Annotated in this window: 16 protein-coding genes; 10 read left to right on the forward strand and 6 right to left on the reverse strand. The window is 71.7% G+C overall.

Annotation, left to right across the window (positions count from 1 at the left end; genetic code table 11):
- Nucleotides 1-8 precede the first annotated feature (8 nt).
- Both DEU34_RS08865 and DEU34_RS08870 read right to left on the reverse strand, forming a co-directional pair.
- Nucleotides 9-983, reverse strand: coding sequence for a DNA-3-methyladenine glycosylase (locus DEU34_RS08865; RefSeq protein ID WP_183042419.1), 975 nt, complete (start codon nucleotides 981-983; stop codon nucleotides 9-11).
- 139 nt (nucleotides 984-1,122) lie between these two features.
- A complete protein-coding gene (locus DEU34_RS08870) occupies nucleotides 1,123-1,842 on the reverse strand; it encodes a winged helix-turn-helix domain-containing protein (protein WP_121149852.1) in 720 nt (239 codons plus the stop codon).
- 541 nt (nucleotides 1,843-2,383) lie between these two features.
- On the opposite strand from DEU34_RS08870, the gene DEU34_RS08880 reads away from it, so the two are divergent.
- From DEU34_RS08880 to DEU34_RS08920, 9 genes are all read left to right on the forward strand, one after another.
- Entirely contained in the window at nucleotides 2,384-3,814 is a 1,431-nt protein-coding gene (locus tag DEU34_RS08880) for a GH1 family beta-glucosidase (protein WP_121149854.1), read from the forward strand.
- Between the two features lie 48 nt (nucleotides 3,815-3,862).
- Complete coding sequence (locus DEU34_RS08885) at nucleotides 3,863-4,162, forward strand: GNAT family N-acetyltransferase (protein ID WP_121149855.1); 300 nt, start codon at nucleotides 3,863-3,865, stop codon at nucleotides 4,160-4,162.
- Nucleotides 4,163-4,194: 32 nt separating this feature from the next.
- On the forward strand, nucleotides 4,195-4,605 hold the full coding sequence (locus DEU34_RS08890; RefSeq protein ID WP_116647718.1) for a DUF1622 domain-containing protein: 411 nt from the start codon (nucleotides 4,195-4,197) through the stop codon (nucleotides 4,603-4,605).
- Between the two features lie 78 nt (nucleotides 4,606-4,683).
- A complete protein-coding gene (locus DEU34_RS08895) occupies nucleotides 4,684-4,920 on the forward strand; it encodes a hypothetical protein (RefSeq protein WP_240606891.1) in 237 nt (78 codons plus the stop codon).
- Between the two features lies 1 nt (nucleotide 4,921).
- Nucleotides 4,922-5,263 carry a hypothetical protein gene (locus DEU34_RS08900; RefSeq protein WP_121149856.1) on the forward strand — a complete coding sequence of 114 codons (342 nt, stop codon included), beginning with the start codon at nucleotides 4,922-4,924 and terminating at the stop codon, nucleotides 5,261-5,263.
- Between the two features lie 191 nt (nucleotides 5,264-5,454).
- Nucleotides 5,455-6,609: an exonuclease SbcCD subunit D gene (locus DEU34_RS08905; RefSeq protein ID WP_121149857.1), complete on the forward strand. Its 1,155-nt coding sequence runs from the start codon at nucleotides 5,455-5,457 to the stop codon at nucleotides 6,607-6,609.
- On the forward strand, nucleotides 6,606-9,653 hold the full coding sequence (locus DEU34_RS08910) for an AAA family ATPase (protein ID WP_121149858.1): 3,048 nt from the start codon (nucleotides 6,606-6,608) through the stop codon (nucleotides 9,651-9,653). The genes DEU34_RS08905 and DEU34_RS08910 overlap by 4 nt, the downstream gene beginning before the upstream one ends.
- A gap of 22 nt (nucleotides 9,654-9,675) precedes the next feature.
- Complete coding sequence (locus DEU34_RS08915; protein ID WP_121149859.1) at nucleotides 9,676-9,858, forward strand: hypothetical protein; 183 nt, start codon at nucleotides 9,676-9,678, stop codon at nucleotides 9,856-9,858.
- Nucleotides 9,859-9,917: 59 nt separating this feature from the next.
- A complete protein-coding gene (locus DEU34_RS08920) occupies nucleotides 9,918-11,423 on the forward strand; it encodes an MFS transporter (protein WP_121149860.1) in 1,506 nt (501 codons plus the stop codon).
- Here the strand turns inward: DEU34_RS08920 and DEU34_RS08925 are convergent.
- Genes DEU34_RS08925 through DEU34_RS08930 form a run of 3 tightly spaced genes read right to left on the reverse strand, consistent with a single transcriptional unit; the run spans nucleotide 11,411 to nucleotide 12,313 of the window.
- Nucleotides 11,411-11,968: a nucleoside phosphorylase gene (locus DEU34_RS08925; RefSeq protein WP_121149861.1), complete on the reverse strand. Its 558-nt coding sequence runs from the start codon at nucleotides 11,966-11,968 to the stop codon at nucleotides 11,411-11,413. The genes DEU34_RS08920 and DEU34_RS08925 overlap by 13 nt on opposite strands.
- Nucleotides 11,969-11,980: 12 nt before the next feature.
- On the reverse strand, nucleotides 11,981-12,112 hold the full coding sequence (locus DEU34_RS16450; protein WP_259460095.1) for a hypothetical protein: 132 nt from the start codon (nucleotides 12,110-12,112) through the stop codon (nucleotides 11,981-11,983).
- A gap of 6 nt (nucleotides 12,113-12,118) precedes the next feature.
- The gene (locus DEU34_RS08930; protein WP_121149862.1) at nucleotides 12,119-12,313 is read right to left on the reverse strand and encodes a hypothetical protein; all 195 of its coding nucleotides are present in this window, start codon (nucleotides 12,311-12,313) and stop codon (nucleotides 12,119-12,121) included.
- An 88-nt stretch (nucleotides 12,314-12,401) separates the two neighbouring features.
- Here DEU34_RS08930 and DEU34_RS08935 point away from each other — a divergent pair, with 88 nt between their 5' ends.
- Entirely contained in the window at nucleotides 12,402-12,896 is a 495-nt protein-coding gene (locus tag DEU34_RS08935; protein WP_121149863.1) for a DUF427 domain-containing protein, read from the forward strand.
- 19 nt (nucleotides 12,897-12,915) lie between these two features.
- Here DEU34_RS08935 and DEU34_RS08940 read toward each other — a convergent pair whose 3' ends face one another.
- Complete coding sequence (locus DEU34_RS08940; RefSeq protein ID WP_121149864.1) at nucleotides 12,916-13,548, reverse strand: LysE family translocator; 633 nt, start codon at nucleotides 13,546-13,548, stop codon at nucleotides 12,916-12,918.
- Nucleotides 13,549-13,553 lie beyond the last annotated feature (5 nt).

Raw genomic sequence — 13,553 nt, forward strand, 5'->3', positions numbered from 1 at the left:
CGAGCGGATCACCGGTCGCGGTGGTCTTCGGGGTGCAGTCTCGGACCGCGTCGCGGTTCGATCGCCCCGCTCGCGTAGATGAGTCGGATCACGCGCTGACGGTGACCCGCCCACGGGGCGAGCAGCTCCAGCATCCCGTCGTCATCGACCCGTGAGCCGGTGAGGGCGTATCCGACGTGATGGGCGAGGTGGTAGTCGCCGACGCTGACCGCATCGGGGTCGCCGAATGCCCGGATGCGTGTCTCGGCCGAGGTCCATGGTCCGACCCCGCGCAGACTCGTGAGCACGCGCTCGCGGTCGTCGGCATCGAAGGCGGATGCTGCGGCGCGCGCGATCGCGTCGCCGCGGCGGGCGGCCTCGACGATCGTGCGCGCCTGCGGAGGTTCGAGGCCTGCGCGGTGCCAGGCCCACGACGGCACATGGCGCCAGCCCTCGACCGTCGGGGGCACGAACATGGGCTTCGGTGTCGGTCCTGGCGCGCGCTCGCCGTACCAGGTGACGATCCGACGCCACGCCGCGAAGGCCTGCAGGCCGGTCACCTTCTGCTCGACGATCGCGCTGACGAGGGCGTCGAAGACGAGATCGGTGCGGCCGATGCGCAGATCGGGATTGCGGCGATGAGTCTCGGCGATCAGCGGGTGCGGACCGGGATCGAATCCGGACGCCTCATCGTGCGCCCCGCAGAGCGCGGGAAGCTGGTCGAGGGCCCAGTCGGCGCCGGGTCCCCAGGCGGCGGCGCGCACGACACCGCCGGGTGCGCCCCGCAGGGCGAGGGTGGCGGGGCCGTCGGGCGTGCGACTCGTGCGCCAGATGACCGGGCCCGCGGTCGTCATCGTCGGGTCGCCGGCGCCGTGGCGCTGGGGCAGCACGGCCCGGGCGAGATCGAGCGGCTGCGACGGGCGGTACTCGGTCTCGCGGGGTCGCGGGTGCATCGGTCGGTCGTCGCGTGCGGTCGACCGCGCACGCACCCCGGTCGACCTCATGCCGACACCCTACGTCTGGTCGGCGACATCACGGCCGGCGGCCGACGCCGCCACGATCGTGGTCACCCCGAAGCCCCGTTCGACGACGCGAGTCGCGCGCGAAGCCTGCGCCGCAGCATCCGCCGGAGAGAAGCGTTGGTCAGAAGCGGTCAGGCGACGGAGTGCCGTGACCGTAGCGGATCGCGACGTCGGCGTGACGGTCGAAGCGGTAGCCGACGCCGCGGACGGTGCGGACGATGTCTTCGTAGGCGCCGAGCTTCGCCCGGAGGCGCCGCACGTGCACGTCGATCGTGCGCTCGCCGGGGGCCTCGTCGTCGGTCGAGCCCTCCCAGAGCGACGAGACCAGCTCGGTGCGCTCGATGGTGCGCCCCTCGCGCAGCACCAGGTACTGCAAGAGCTCGAACTCCTTGAACGTGAACGCCGCCGACTCGCCGTCGATGAGCACGCGCTTGCGCGAGATGTCGACCACGACGCCGCCGGGTGCGCGGTCCTCGTCGGCGGGGTCGTCTTTCGTGCGGGCGATCGCCGACGGCTCGTGCAGCGCCAGGCGCACGACGTCGACGTCGCGGCCGCCGGCGCCCACGGGGGCGAGGGCGACGGTCGCATACGTCTCGGCGGCGGGGGCGAGCTCGGTGAGGGTGCGGCGCAGGGCGTCGACGAGCACGCCGAGGCTGACGCCGGAGCTCGCGGCGGTCGCCTCGTCGATGCCGACGTAGAGGGCGAAGCCGCGCGGAGTCGTTCCGGCGGGGAGGGCGGCACGCGGGGCGGGAGCGACGGCGGCGGATGCTTCGTCGCCGGTCACCGCGCGGAGGTGACGGGTCTGAGTGGCCGGACGTTCGAGGAGAGCGGTGTTCGACATGAGAGGTGGAGGTCCTTGCGTGGGAACCCGGGCTGAGCCTCGCGGGTTCGGAATGTGTGCGGGACGGCCGTGCGGGCCGGTGGCAAGACGGTCGGATACGCGTGATCGACGCGAGACCGATGTCTCGGGGACGAGCGCTCGAGGTTCAGATGTCGAGCGGCGTCCGGGCGGGGGTCACCGAGTCAGCGACACATTCGACAGCACATCGCAACGCGGTCGGCCATCATGCCGACGGTTCCGTTCGCCTCCACGGCGGACAGAGTGCGTGCGTTGAGAGTCATGCTGGCGATTATCTCCATCGAGGCGCGGCAGGTCAAGTCGAGGATCGGCCTCCGGTCGAGCGCTCTCCCTTCCGGCGGGGAGCGGGCGTCCTTCCTGCAGGCGACGTCGTGCATGGGGGAGGATGGCGTCGTCGGACGCGCGACGTCGACAGCATCCCGCTGCGCGTGCGTCCCGGCGGTGAGGGTGAGGCAGAAGTGATGGTGACCACTCCCGACGGGAGAAGCGAGACGTTCCGCGCCGACCGTGGGGACGTGACGCGATGAGCGCGGGCAACGCCGACTACCGCGACAGCGGGCTCGTCTTCCCCGAGGAGTTCACGTTCGGATCGGCGACCGCGTCGTACCAGGTGGAGGGCGCAGCCCAGGAGGACGGGCGCCTTCCCTCGATCTGGGACACGTTCAGCAGGACGCCCGGGCGGGTGTGGAACGGCGACACCGGCGACGTGGCGTGCGATCACTACCACCGGTGGGAATCCGACCTCGACCTGATGAAGGATCTCGGGCTCGACGCCTACCGGTTCTCGATCGCCTGGCCGCGGATCGTGCCCGAAGGCACGGGCGCCGTGAATCAGGCGGGCATCGACTTCTATTCGCGCCTGGTCGACGAACTGCTCGAACGCGGCATCCGTCCCGTCGCGACGCTCTACCACTGGGATCTGCCGCAGCCCCTCGAGGACGCCGGCGGCTGGCCGGTGCGAGCGACGGCCGACGCCTTCGAGCGGTACGCCGAGATCATGGGCGCGGCGCTGGGCGATCGCATCCACACCTGGACGACCCTGAACGAGCCGTGGTGCTCGGCCTACCTCGGCTACGGCCAGGGCGGGCACGCCCCCGGGCGCGCCGAACCTGCCGCCGCGCTCGCCGCGGTGCACCACCTGAATCTCGCCCACGGGCGGGCGGTGCAGGCGCTAGGCGCCACCTCGACCGGCGACCCCGACTACTCCGTGACCCTCAATTTCCACGTCGCTCGCGGCCGCGGTCCGCAGGCCGCGGAGGCGGTGCGCCGCGTCGAGGCGCTCGCGAACCGCGCGTTCACGGGGCCGATGCTGCGCGGCGAGTACCCCGCCGACCTGCTGCAGGACACCGCATCCGTCACCGACTGGTCGTTCGTGCAGGACGGCGACCTTGAGGCGATCCACCAGCCGATCGACGTGCTCGGGGTCAACTACTACTCGACCGTGACGGCGCAGCTGTGGGACGGCGTCTCGCCGCGTCAGATGAACGACGGGCACAAGGTCGTCGCCGGCGGCACCGCGTGGCCCGGGAGCGACGGGGTGCTCGAATTCCTCGAGCAACCCGGCCCCTACACGGCGATGGGGTGGAACATCGCCCCCGAGGGGCTCGAGGAGCTGCTGCTGTCGCTGCGCGAGCAGTTCCCCGACCAGGCGCTCATGGTGACCGAGAACGGTGCCGCGTTCGACGACTCGGTCGCCGACGACGGCTCCGTACCCGACACCGACCGTCTCGACTATCTGAGGCGTCACTTCACGGCCGCACACCGGGCGATGCAGCAGGGCGTCGACCTGCGCGGGTACTTCGTGTGGTCACTGCTCGACAACTTCGAGTGGGGCTACGGGTACGCCAAGCGGTTCGGCATCGTGAGGGTCGACTTCGACACCCTCGAGCGCACCGTCAAAGACAGCGGCGCCTGGTACGGGCAGCTCGCCCGGACGGGAACTCTTCCTGAGTAGGTCGGCGCCGCAGCATCCGCTCGTGCCGGTCGGGCGTAGCCTGGAGTGATGGCTGATCTGCGATTCACCGACGAGAAGGACGCCTCGCGGTACACACTGCACAACGGCGACGATCTTGTCTCGGTGCTCGATTACCGCGACGACGGGCGCACGGTCGCGATGACCCGCGCCTACACGATCCCCACGTTCCGCGGGCACGGCTACGCCGGCGAGCTCGTCGAGCGTGCGGTCGCCGAGCTCGAGCGCGACGGCTCGCGTCGGGTGAGCCCGGTGTGCTGGTACGTGAGCGACTGGTTCGGCGCCCACCCCGAGCGCGCCGGCATCCTCGAGACCCGCGCCGGAGTGTAGACGGGCCGTCGCCCTACACTGGCGACGTGCACATGGAGGACGCCTTCACCGCCGTCGCGGTCGGATTCGAGTCGATCGGCGCGCTCGCCATGACGGCGGGCTTCGTGGTCGCGGTGGTTCTCGGCATCCGTTCCCTCCGCCGCGGCGAGGGCGGGTCGCGGGCCTTCACGGTGCTGCGCACGACCCTCGGCGGGGCGATCCTCCTCGGTCTAGAGGTGCTCGTGGCGGCCGACCTCATCCGCACCATCACGTCGAAGCCGTCGGTCGAGGACGCCCTCATCCTGGGCCTCATCGTGCTCATCCGCACCGTGCTGTCGATGTCGATCCAGATCGAGATCGACGGAGTGCTGCCGTGGCGCCGCGCTCTCCTCACCAGCGGAGGGCAGGTGGTCGCCGGGGCGGTCGCCCGTGACCGGGCCGCCGGCAGGGCCGCCGACGACTGACCCGTCGCACGCGGGGCGTCAAGCCCCCTCGCGTCCGGTCGCCCTGCGGCCAGGGTGGAACAAACGAGAGGAGCGATGATGAGCGATCAGAACCTGCCCGAGGGCGTCATCAACGCGAACCCGCCCGGCGGCTACGAGAGCGGCGATGTCGCCGACGGTGAGACGGCGGAGCAGAACCGGGATGCTGCGGGCTCGCCCGGGCTCTCGGAGTCGGGGTTGTCCCCGCAGGGCGGCGACGAGCCGTCCGACCCCATCGAGTCCCCCGACGCCAGCCAAGGCGCCGACCCCGATCTCGCCGCTGACGAGGAGAGCTGACATGTCCGAGAACCACGACACAGACCGCAACGAGGGAGTCGCCGCGAACGCCGACCAGGTTCCCGGGGCGGGTGCCTCCGCGGCCGACTCCTACGGCGGAGCGGTCTCGGACGAGCCGGCCCCCGTCACCGAGCCGGGTACGCAGAACGAGCCCGTGCAGGACATGCACGACACGACCGACGAGGACAAGATCATCGGCATCGTCGCCCAGACCCGCCAGGACGTCGGCGGCAAGGGCGAGCGTCGCATCGCCGAGGTGCTGCGCCAGCGCTTCCGCGAGACCGGCGTCGACGTCGCCGACGACCGCATCGCCGCCCTGGTCGCCGAGGTCGCCCGGGGCTGACGCGGTTCCGCGCAGCTCACCCCGTCGAGACCGCACGTTCTCGCCGAACCCGCACGTCTCTGCCGACGACGTCGTGCGGGCTCGGCGATACCGCGCGGTTTCGACGGAGTAGGGGCCGCATCCCGGCGCCGCGCGGGTGCTGCGCGGGGAGTCTGAACGCACGTGTCGGAGGCGGCACGTACCGTGTCGGTATGCGCATCCTGCACACGTCCGATTGGCACATCGGTCGGTCGTTCCACGGCCACAGCACGCTCGACGCGTTGCGCGGCGTGCTCGACGCGCTGGTCGAGCAGGTGAGCGAGCACCGTGTCGACGTCGTGGTGCTCGCCGGCGACGTGTTCGATTCCGCGGCACCGGCGGCAGCCTGCTACTCGCTTCTCAGCGACACCCTCGTGAAGCTCTCCGACGCGGGGGCCCGAGTGATCGTCACGAGCGGCAACCACGACTCCGCCGCCCGCCTCGGTTTCCAATCCGCGCTCCTCCGGTCGGGCATCAGCGTGCTCACCGATCCTGCCGCCATCGGCGCCCCCGTCTCCATCGACGACGCCGACGGCCCCGTGCACTTCTACGGCATCCCCTACCTCGAACCGGCGATCGTGCGCCACCGGTGGGAGGGCGTCGAGCTGCGCAGCCAGGCCCAGACCCTCGGTCACGTCATGGGTATCGTGCGCGACGACCTCGCCGAGCGCGGCGGCCGGTCGGTCGTCATCTCCCACTGCTTCACCGCGGGCGTCGAGGCCACGCCGGGGGTCGAGCGCGAGATCCGCCAGGGCGGTCTCGACGTCGTACCCGTGTCGGTCTTCGACGGCCCCGACTACGTCGCACTCGGACACATCCACGGCCGCCAGACCCTCTCCGACCGTGTGCGCTACGCCGGAGCGCCCCTGCACTACAGCTTCGGCGAGGGCGACAAGCCCCGCGGGGCGTGGCTCGTCGACCTGGATGCTGCGGGCCTGGCATCCGTCGCGTGGGTCGGTCTGCCCGTGCCCCGCCCTCTCGTGACGCTGCGCGGCACGCTCGACGAGCTGCTCGGCGACCCCCGGTTCGCCGAGCACGAGCAGTCGTGGGTGTGCGCGCAGTACACCGACCCCACGCCGCAGCTCGACCCGATGCGGCGCCTGCAGCAGCGGTTCACCCATTGCGCGACGGTGATGCACGCGCCCGTCGGCGCGGTCGCCGACGACGGGCGCGACTACGCCGGGCGCGTCCGGGCGGCGCGTGACGACGTCGAACTGGTCGACGCCTTCCTCGCCCACGTGCGCGCCGGCGAGGGCGCCTCCGCCGACGAGGTGGCCCTCATGAGAGAGGTCGTCGATGCCCGCACCCTGACCGAGGCGACGGCGTGAAGCTCCACCGGCTCGAGCTGGCCGGTTTCGGTCCGTTCCTCGCGCGGCAGAGCGTCGACTTCGACGCCTTCGCCGACGACGGCATCTTCCTGATCGCCGGTCGCACCGGTGCCGGCAAGTCGAGCGTTCTCGACGGGGTGTGCTTCGCGCTCTACGGCAGCGTGCCGCGATACGAGTCGGGCGAGAAGAGACTGCGCAGCGATCACTGCGGCCCCGAAGACCCGACCGAGGTGGCGCTCGAGTTCACCGCCGAGGGCAGCCGATGGCGGGTCACCCGCTCGCCGGAGTACGAACGCCCGAAGAAGAACGGCGGCGGATTCACGACGCAGGCGCCGCAGGCGCTGCTCGAGCAGTTCTCCGCAGGATCGTGGACCGGCGTCGCCGCCCGGCCCCGCGACGTCGCCGCGCGGCTCGACGAGATCCTCGGACTCACGCAGCAGCAGTTCCTGCAGGTCATCCTGCTCGCGCAGAACCGCTTCGCGCGGTTCCTCCTCGCGCGAAACGACGAGCGGCAGGCGCTCCTGCGCACCCTGTTCGCCACGCGCACCTACGAAGACTACGAACGCGACCTCGAGAGCCGTCGAAAAGAGGCGGAGCGCGCCGTGGCCGCCGAAGGCGACACCGCCCGCGTGCTGATCGACGAGGGCGAGCTCCTCGCGCGAGAGTCCGAGCTCGACGGCGCGGGGCACGGTGCGACGGGCGACGCAGAGCCGACGGATGCTGCCACGCCGCCCGAGAGCGACGCCTCGGCCCGGCCCCTCGCCGACCGGGTCGCGGCGCTCGTGCGTGCTGTCGAGCGCGCCGAGTATCGCGTCGATACGCTCGCCCGCGCGCGCGACGCCGCTGACGCCGAGCTCGCGGCCGCGACCGAGCGCGAACGGGCCGCGGCGGCGTTGCGGGCGGCGCAGGAGCAGCGCCTCACCGCACGTGCCGCCCTCGACGCCCTCGACGCCCGTGCCGCCCGGGTGGCCGAGCAGCGCGCCGAGCTGGCGCTCGCGAACGCGGCCGAAGCCCTCCGCTCGCCGATCGAGAGCGTGGAGCGTGCCGAGGTGTCGGCGCGGCGGGCCGCCGACGCCGAACGCGACGCGCTCGCGCGGTGCTCGGCGCTGGGCGAGGCGTCGCTGACGAACGCCTCCCTCCGCGATCGCGAAGACGACTTGGCCGCGACCATCGCGGCGAGTGACGCCGCCCTCGCGGCCGAGGGGGAGCGGGCCGCGCTCGATGCGTCCCTCCGCGAGGCGCGTGACAGCGAACAGGCGATGCTGCGCGAGATGGCCGAGCTCGACGACCGCCGCCGCCCCATCCCCGCTCTCCTGACGCAGCTGTCCGAGCGCCTCGCCGTCGTGGCGGGTGCCTCCCGGGGTGCCGAATCGGCGCGGGCGATCCTCGGCGACACCGAGCGCAGGCGTGCCGCCGCACACGAGGCCGTCGCGCTCGAGGAGACGGTCCGCGCGGCCGAGCGGGAGGCGCTCGAGCGCGCGACGGCCGTGACGACGACGGCCGCACGCCTGACGGCGCTGCTCCAGCGCCGGCTCGACGGCGCGGCGGGCGATCTCGCCGCCACCCTCGTCGACGGCGAGCCGTGCGCCGTCTGCGGCGCCCTCGACCACCCGCACCCCGCGCCCGGGTCGGACGACCCCGTCGGCGACGAGGAGATCGCCGCCGCCGAGGCCGAGAAAGACGCCGCCATCGACGCCGACCGTGTCGCCGCCGTCGCGTGGCGCGCGGCCCGCGACGCGCATGCCCTCGTCGCGGCTCGGGCAGGGGGGGACGACGTCGCCACGCTCGACGCGGCTGTCGAATCGGCGACGGCCGCCCTCGCCCGCGCCGAGGCCGACGTCGCGGAGGAGGAGGCGCTGACCGCCGAGCACGCGGAGCTCACGGCGCTCGCCGAGGCGGCCGCGCTCGAGCACGCGCGACTGACCGAGGCGCTGGCCGAGGTGCGCCAGCGGGTCGCCCTCGACGAGCAGCGCGCGGCGGCCGCCGAAACGATCGTCGAGGCCGCCCGCGGCGAGTTCGCCACGGTTGCCGAGCGCCGGGCCGACGCGATCGGTCGACGCGACGCGGTGCGCGCCCTCGCCGAGGCCGGAGCAGAGCTCGCGCTGCGTACGCAGGTGCTGGCCGATGCTCGCGCCGACCGCGACGCCCGTCTCGTCGCGTCCACGTTCGACGATGCCTCCGCCGTCGAGGCCGCGCTTCGCGACCCCGCCGTGCGGGCGCGGCTCGACGAAGCCGTGCGCGAGCATGAGAGCGCCGCCCGCGCGGCGAAGGAGCGCCTGCTCGAACTCGAACTCGCCCTCGTCGACGCCCCCGACGAACTCGTCGACCTCGACGGGCCGGCGAGGGCCGTCGCCGAAGCGCGGCACGCCTTCACGTCTGCGATCTCGGCGTCGACGGCTGCGACGGGGGTCGCCGAACGCCTCCGCGATCTCACCCAGCGCGCCGATGCCGCCGCCGAGGGCATCGCCGCCCTCGCCGACCGGCACGCGGTGATCGCCCGGCTGGCGAACACGGTCGCCGGGCGCGCGCCCAACACGCACCGTATGACGCTCGAGACGTTCGTGCTGGCCGCCGAGCTGGAAGAGATCGTCGGCGCGGCCAACCTCCGCCTCGCCGAGATGTCGTCGGGGAGATACCGCCTGCAGCATTCCGACGCTCTCGCGGCCCGCGGCGCAGCATCCGGTCTCGGCCTCGAGATCATGGACGCCTTCACCGGCCAGGCGCGTCCGCCCCAGTCGCTCTCGGGGGGAGAGTCGTTCCTCGCGTCGCTCGCGCTCGCCCTGGGCCTCGCCGAGATCGTCACGGCGCGCGCCGGCGGTCTGCGCCTCGACACCCTCTTCATCGACGAGGGCTTCGGGTCGCTCGACGACGACACCCTCGACCTCGCCATGCGCACGCTCGACGAGCTGCGCCAGGGCGGACGCACTGTCGGGGTGATCAGTCACGTCGCATCGATGAAGGAGCAGGTTCCCGCTCAGCTGCTCGTCGAGGCGACGCCGCAGGGACTGAGTGTGATCCGGCAGCAGTCCACCGTCGTCGTCTGAGGCGCACGGGTAGGCTGAGGGTATGAACAAGTCGACGATCTGGTCCATCCTCGGAGTCATCGTCGCGATCGTCATCGCGTGGTTTCTCGTGAACGTCCTGTTCTCGGTGCTCGCGTTCGTCTTCAAACTGCTCATCGTCGCGGTGGTCGCCGCTGTCGTGTACTTCGCACTGCGGGCGCTCTTCGCCCGCGATCGCGAGGTCTGATTTCCACGGGGTGAGCAAGAGGGCCGCGTGCGTGCGATCCGTGGCTACTCTGAAGGGTGATGTCTGACGCGCCCTCCACCCAGAACCGGAAGGGCGCACACCCTCCCACCCAGGACATTCAGCTGAGCCCGAGCCACCGGTGGCGGGCCTACTGGATCGCGGTGTCGGTCGCCGCCCTGACGATCCTCGATCTCAGCAAGGTCAACGTCGCTCTTCCCTCGATCGAGTCGGCGCTGGGCGCGGGCCCGACGGAGCTGCAGCTCATCGTGTCGGGCTACATCCTCACCTTCGGTCTCGTGCTCGTGCCCGCCGGGCGTCTCGGCGACCAGCGATCCCGCCGCGCACTCTTCCTCATCGGCCTCTCGCTCTTCCTGGTCACCAGCCTCGCCTGCGCGCTCGCGCCCACGGGGCCCATCCTGCTCGTCTCGCGCCTGGCGCAGGGCGTCGCCGCGGGAATCCAGATGCCGCAGGTGCTCGGTCTCATCCAGCAGCTGTTCCAGGGCAAGGAGCGCGGCCGCGCGTTCGGACTCTTCGGGGCCACCATCGGCATCGCGACCGCGTTCGGTCCGACCCTCGGCGGTCTGATGATCGCCCTCGGCGGCGACACCGACGGGTGGCGGCTGATCTTCTGGATCAACGTGCCCCTCACGCTCATCGTGATCGTGCTCGCGGCCTTCTTCCTGCCGAGCACGCGCACGAAGTCCCACCGCAAGGTGCAGCTCGACCCCGTCGGCGTGCTGCTCTTCGGGCTGTCGGTCGCCGGCCTCATGCTGCCGTTCCTGCTCACCACCGGCTCACCCGACGACAACCCCGCGCGGTGGTGGCTCATCGTCGGCGGGGCCGTGTTCGTCGCGGCCTTCATCGCCTGGGAGCGACGCTATTCCGCACGGGGGCGCGTGCCGCTCATTCCGTTCGAGGTCTTCGCCCACGCCTCGTACCGCAACGGAGTGCTCATCTCGACGACCTATTTCGCCGCGCTCCCGGCGACGTTCATCCTCACGACGCTGTTCCTGCAGAGCGGGCTCGACCTCGAGCCGGTCTTCGCCGGGATGGTGACGATCGGTTTCGCCATCGCCTCGGCCATCTCGTCGTGGATCGGCGGCAACCTCGTCACCCGGCTCGGGCGACCTCTCGTGGTCTGGGGCGTGGCGGGGCTGCTCGTGAGCATCGTGGGCATGGTCTCCGCCGCGATCTTCCTCCCGCCGGAATGGGCGCTTCTCGGGATGGGATCGGTCCTGGCCGTCGGCGGATTCGCGGGAGGCCTGGTCATCTCTCCGAATCAGACGCTCATGCTCGCCGACATCCCCGTCACGCAGGGCGGGCTCGCCGGTTCCGTCGGTCAGCTCAGTCAGCGCATCGGAACGGCCATCGGCACGGCCGTCGCTCTCGCGCTGTTCTACTCGACGGTCTACGCCGAGCAGGGCACGCGCACGACGCTCGACGTCTACCACGACGCCTACCTCTACGGCATGATCTCGGTCGCGATCTTCCTGGCGCTCTCGCTGATCGTCGGCGTCGTCGACCTCGCCGGCCGACGTCACCGCGGCGAGCCTCAGACCCCGTAGAGCTCGCGGATGCTGGCACGCAGCCACTCGCTGCAGACCAGCGCGGCATCGTCCCACTCCTCGGTCGCGCCGTCCTGCGCCCGGTCGCTGACCGCGCGCAGGATGCGGATCGGCACGTCGAACTGCTGGGCGACCCAGACGAGGGCGTAGGACTCCATGTCGACCATGCGTGCGCCGAGGGATCGGATCGCGACGACCGCGTCGGCGTCGTCGATGAAGTGGTCGCCGGTGGCGATCACGATGCCGTCCGCGGCCAGGTCGACCCGCTCGGGCAGCCAGACGTGGTGCCCGACGACGCCGTCGAGCCCCTTCACGTCGTGCTGGAGGGCCCCGCCGATCTCGTGCACGCCCGACTCGAGGTCGGGGTCGATCGCGCCGGCGGTGCCGACGACGACGATCTCGTCGTAGGTGCCGGTGGCGAGGGCGCGCGTGAGGGCGTACGCGGCCGGGATCTTCCCGACCCCCGTGAGCAGCCGGTCGAAACCGGGCAGCTCAGGCTCGAAGGCGACGAGTTCGGACGGGTGGGCGGCAACGAGAAGCTTCACCCGCCCATTCTCTCAGCCGCCGTTGACGATGCCGATGATCCCCGAGATGAGGAAGTAGGCGCCGACGCCCGCCACGGCGATCCAGATGCCGATGCGGGTCGGCGACGGCTTCTTCGGGTCGTTGTCGGAGTTCAGGGGCAGCATCCGGTATTACGACCTCACCATGTCGACGATGGAGACGATGACGGCGAGGGTGCCGCCGATCGCAGCGATGGCGGCGACGAACGGGCCACCGCCGGCGAAGAAGGCGACGACGCCGAAGGCGACCAGCGCGAGCCCGACGACGATGCCGATGATCTGGTACGCGAGGTACCTGCCACGGCCGAGTCGTTGTTCGTCTTCCACGCTTGCAGGCTACCGGGTCGCTCCCGCGATCCCCCTTTTTTGCCCGCTAGGGGTTGCTGCCGGGGCGGCGTTTCGCCAGGCTTCGGGGATGAGAACCCCGCGTCCGGATGACATCCGCCCCGGCCAGGAATCGGTCTGGGACTATCCTCGCCCGCCCCGGCTCGAGCACATCGACGTGCGGGTGCAGATCGACTTCGGCGGGGAACGCATCGTCGACACCGACGACGTCGTACGCGTGCTCGAGACCAGCCATCCCCCCGTCTACTACCTGCCGATCGCGGCGTTCGACGAGGCTCTCGTGCCGACCGACGGGGCCTCGTTCTGCGAGTTCAAGGGCGCCGCGCGCTACTTCGACGTGCACGGCGGGGGCGAGCGCGCCGATCACGCCGCGTGGAACTACCCGAGGCCGATGCCCGGGTACGAGGATCTCGACGACCGCGTCGCGGTGTACGCCGCCCCCATGGACCGGTGCATCGTCGACGGGGAGGTCGTCGTGCCCCAGCCCGGCGGGTTCTACGGCGGCTGGGTGACGGCGGCGATCGCGGGTCCGTTCAAGGGCATCCCCGGCTCGCACGGCTGGTAGCGCCCGCGAGGGCTCGAGGTCAGCTCTTCGCGCCCGCGAGGGCGAGAGTGCCGCCGAGCCCGATCATCATCACCCCGCCGGTTCCCGACAGGGTGGCGATGCGGCGCGGCGACCGCGCGAACCACGCGCGGGCGGTGCCGGCGGCGAGGGCCCAGACGCTGTCGCACGCCAGAGCGAGCACCTGGAACGTGAGCCCGAGAACGAGCAGCTGCGCCCAGACGGCCGGTGCGGTGGGATCGACGAACTGCGGCAGAACGGCGACGAAGAAGGCGATCGTCTTGGGGTTCGTGAGGCCGACGATGAAGCCCTGTCGCAGCAGAGTCGACGCCGATCGTGGCCCGCCGGTCGCCCCCTGCACGTGCGCGTTCCGGTGACGGATCGCCTGGACGCCGAGCCACACGAGGTAGATGGCCCCCACGATCTTGATGACCGTGAACGCGACGACCGAGGATGCGACGATCGCGCCGACCCCGAACGCCACCGCGAGCACCGCCGGCACGGTGCCGAGGGCGTTTCCCACGACGCTGAGCACGCCGGCCCGGCGACCGAGCGCGATCGATCGTCCGACCACGAAGAGCACGCTGGGGCCCGGGATCACGATGATCACGACCGATGCGACGAGGAAGGCCAGGAGGTTCTCGAGCGGCGGCATGAACG

Origin of the sequence: Microbacterium sp. AG1240, from assembly GCF_003635115.1 — a bacterium.
Lineage (GTDB): Bacteria > Actinomycetota > Actinomycetes > Actinomycetales > Microbacteriaceae > Microbacterium.

Excerpts from the sequence above, each read along its gene's own strand:
- DEU34_RS08895 (WP_240606891.1), top strand. The coding sequence starts at position 4,684 with ATGAGCGATCAGAACCTGCCCGAGGGCGTCATCAACGCGAACCCGCCC.
- DEU34_RS16450 (WP_259460095.1), bottom strand. The coding sequence starts at position 12,112 with ATGCTGCCCCTGAACTCCGACAACGACCCGAAGAAGCCGTCGCCGACC.
- DEU34_RS08900 (WP_121149856.1), top strand. The coding sequence starts at position 4,922 with ATGTCCGAGAACCACGACACAGACCGCAACGAGGGAGTCGCCGCGAAC.
- DEU34_RS08885 (WP_121149855.1), top strand. The coding sequence starts at position 3,863 with ATGGCTGATCTGCGATTCACCGACGAGAAGGACGCCTCGCGGTACACA.
- DEU34_RS08940 (WP_121149864.1), bottom strand. The coding sequence starts at position 13,548 with ATGCCGCCGCTCGAGAACCTCCTGGCCTTCCTCGTCGCATCGGTCGTG.
- DEU34_RS08880 (WP_121149854.1), top strand. The coding sequence starts at position 2,384 with ATGAGCGCGGGCAACGCCGACTACCGCGACAGCGGGCTCGTCTTCCCC.
- DEU34_RS08865 (WP_183042419.1), bottom strand. The coding sequence starts at position 983 with ATGAGGTCGACCGGGGTGCGTGCGCGGTCGACCGCACGCGACGACCGA.
- DEU34_RS08890 (WP_116647718.1), top strand. The coding sequence starts at position 4,195 with ATGGAGGACGCCTTCACCGCCGTCGCGGTCGGATTCGAGTCGATCGGC.
- DEU34_RS08905 (WP_121149857.1), top strand. The coding sequence starts at position 5,455 with ATGCGCATCCTGCACACGTCCGATTGGCACATCGGTCGGTCGTTCCAC.
- DEU34_RS08920 (WP_121149860.1), top strand. The coding sequence starts at position 9,918 with ATGTCTGACGCGCCCTCCACCCAGAACCGGAAGGGCGCACACCCTCCC.
- DEU34_RS08870 (WP_121149852.1), bottom strand. The coding sequence starts at position 1,842 with ATGTCGAACACCGCTCTCCTCGAACGTCCGGCCACTCAGACCCGTCAC.
- DEU34_RS08935 (WP_121149863.1), top strand. The coding sequence starts at position 12,402 with ATGAGAACCCCGCGTCCGGATGACATCCGCCCCGGCCAGGAATCGGTC.
- DEU34_RS08915 (WP_121149859.1), top strand. The coding sequence starts at position 9,676 with ATGAACAAGTCGACGATCTGGTCCATCCTCGGAGTCATCGTCGCGATC.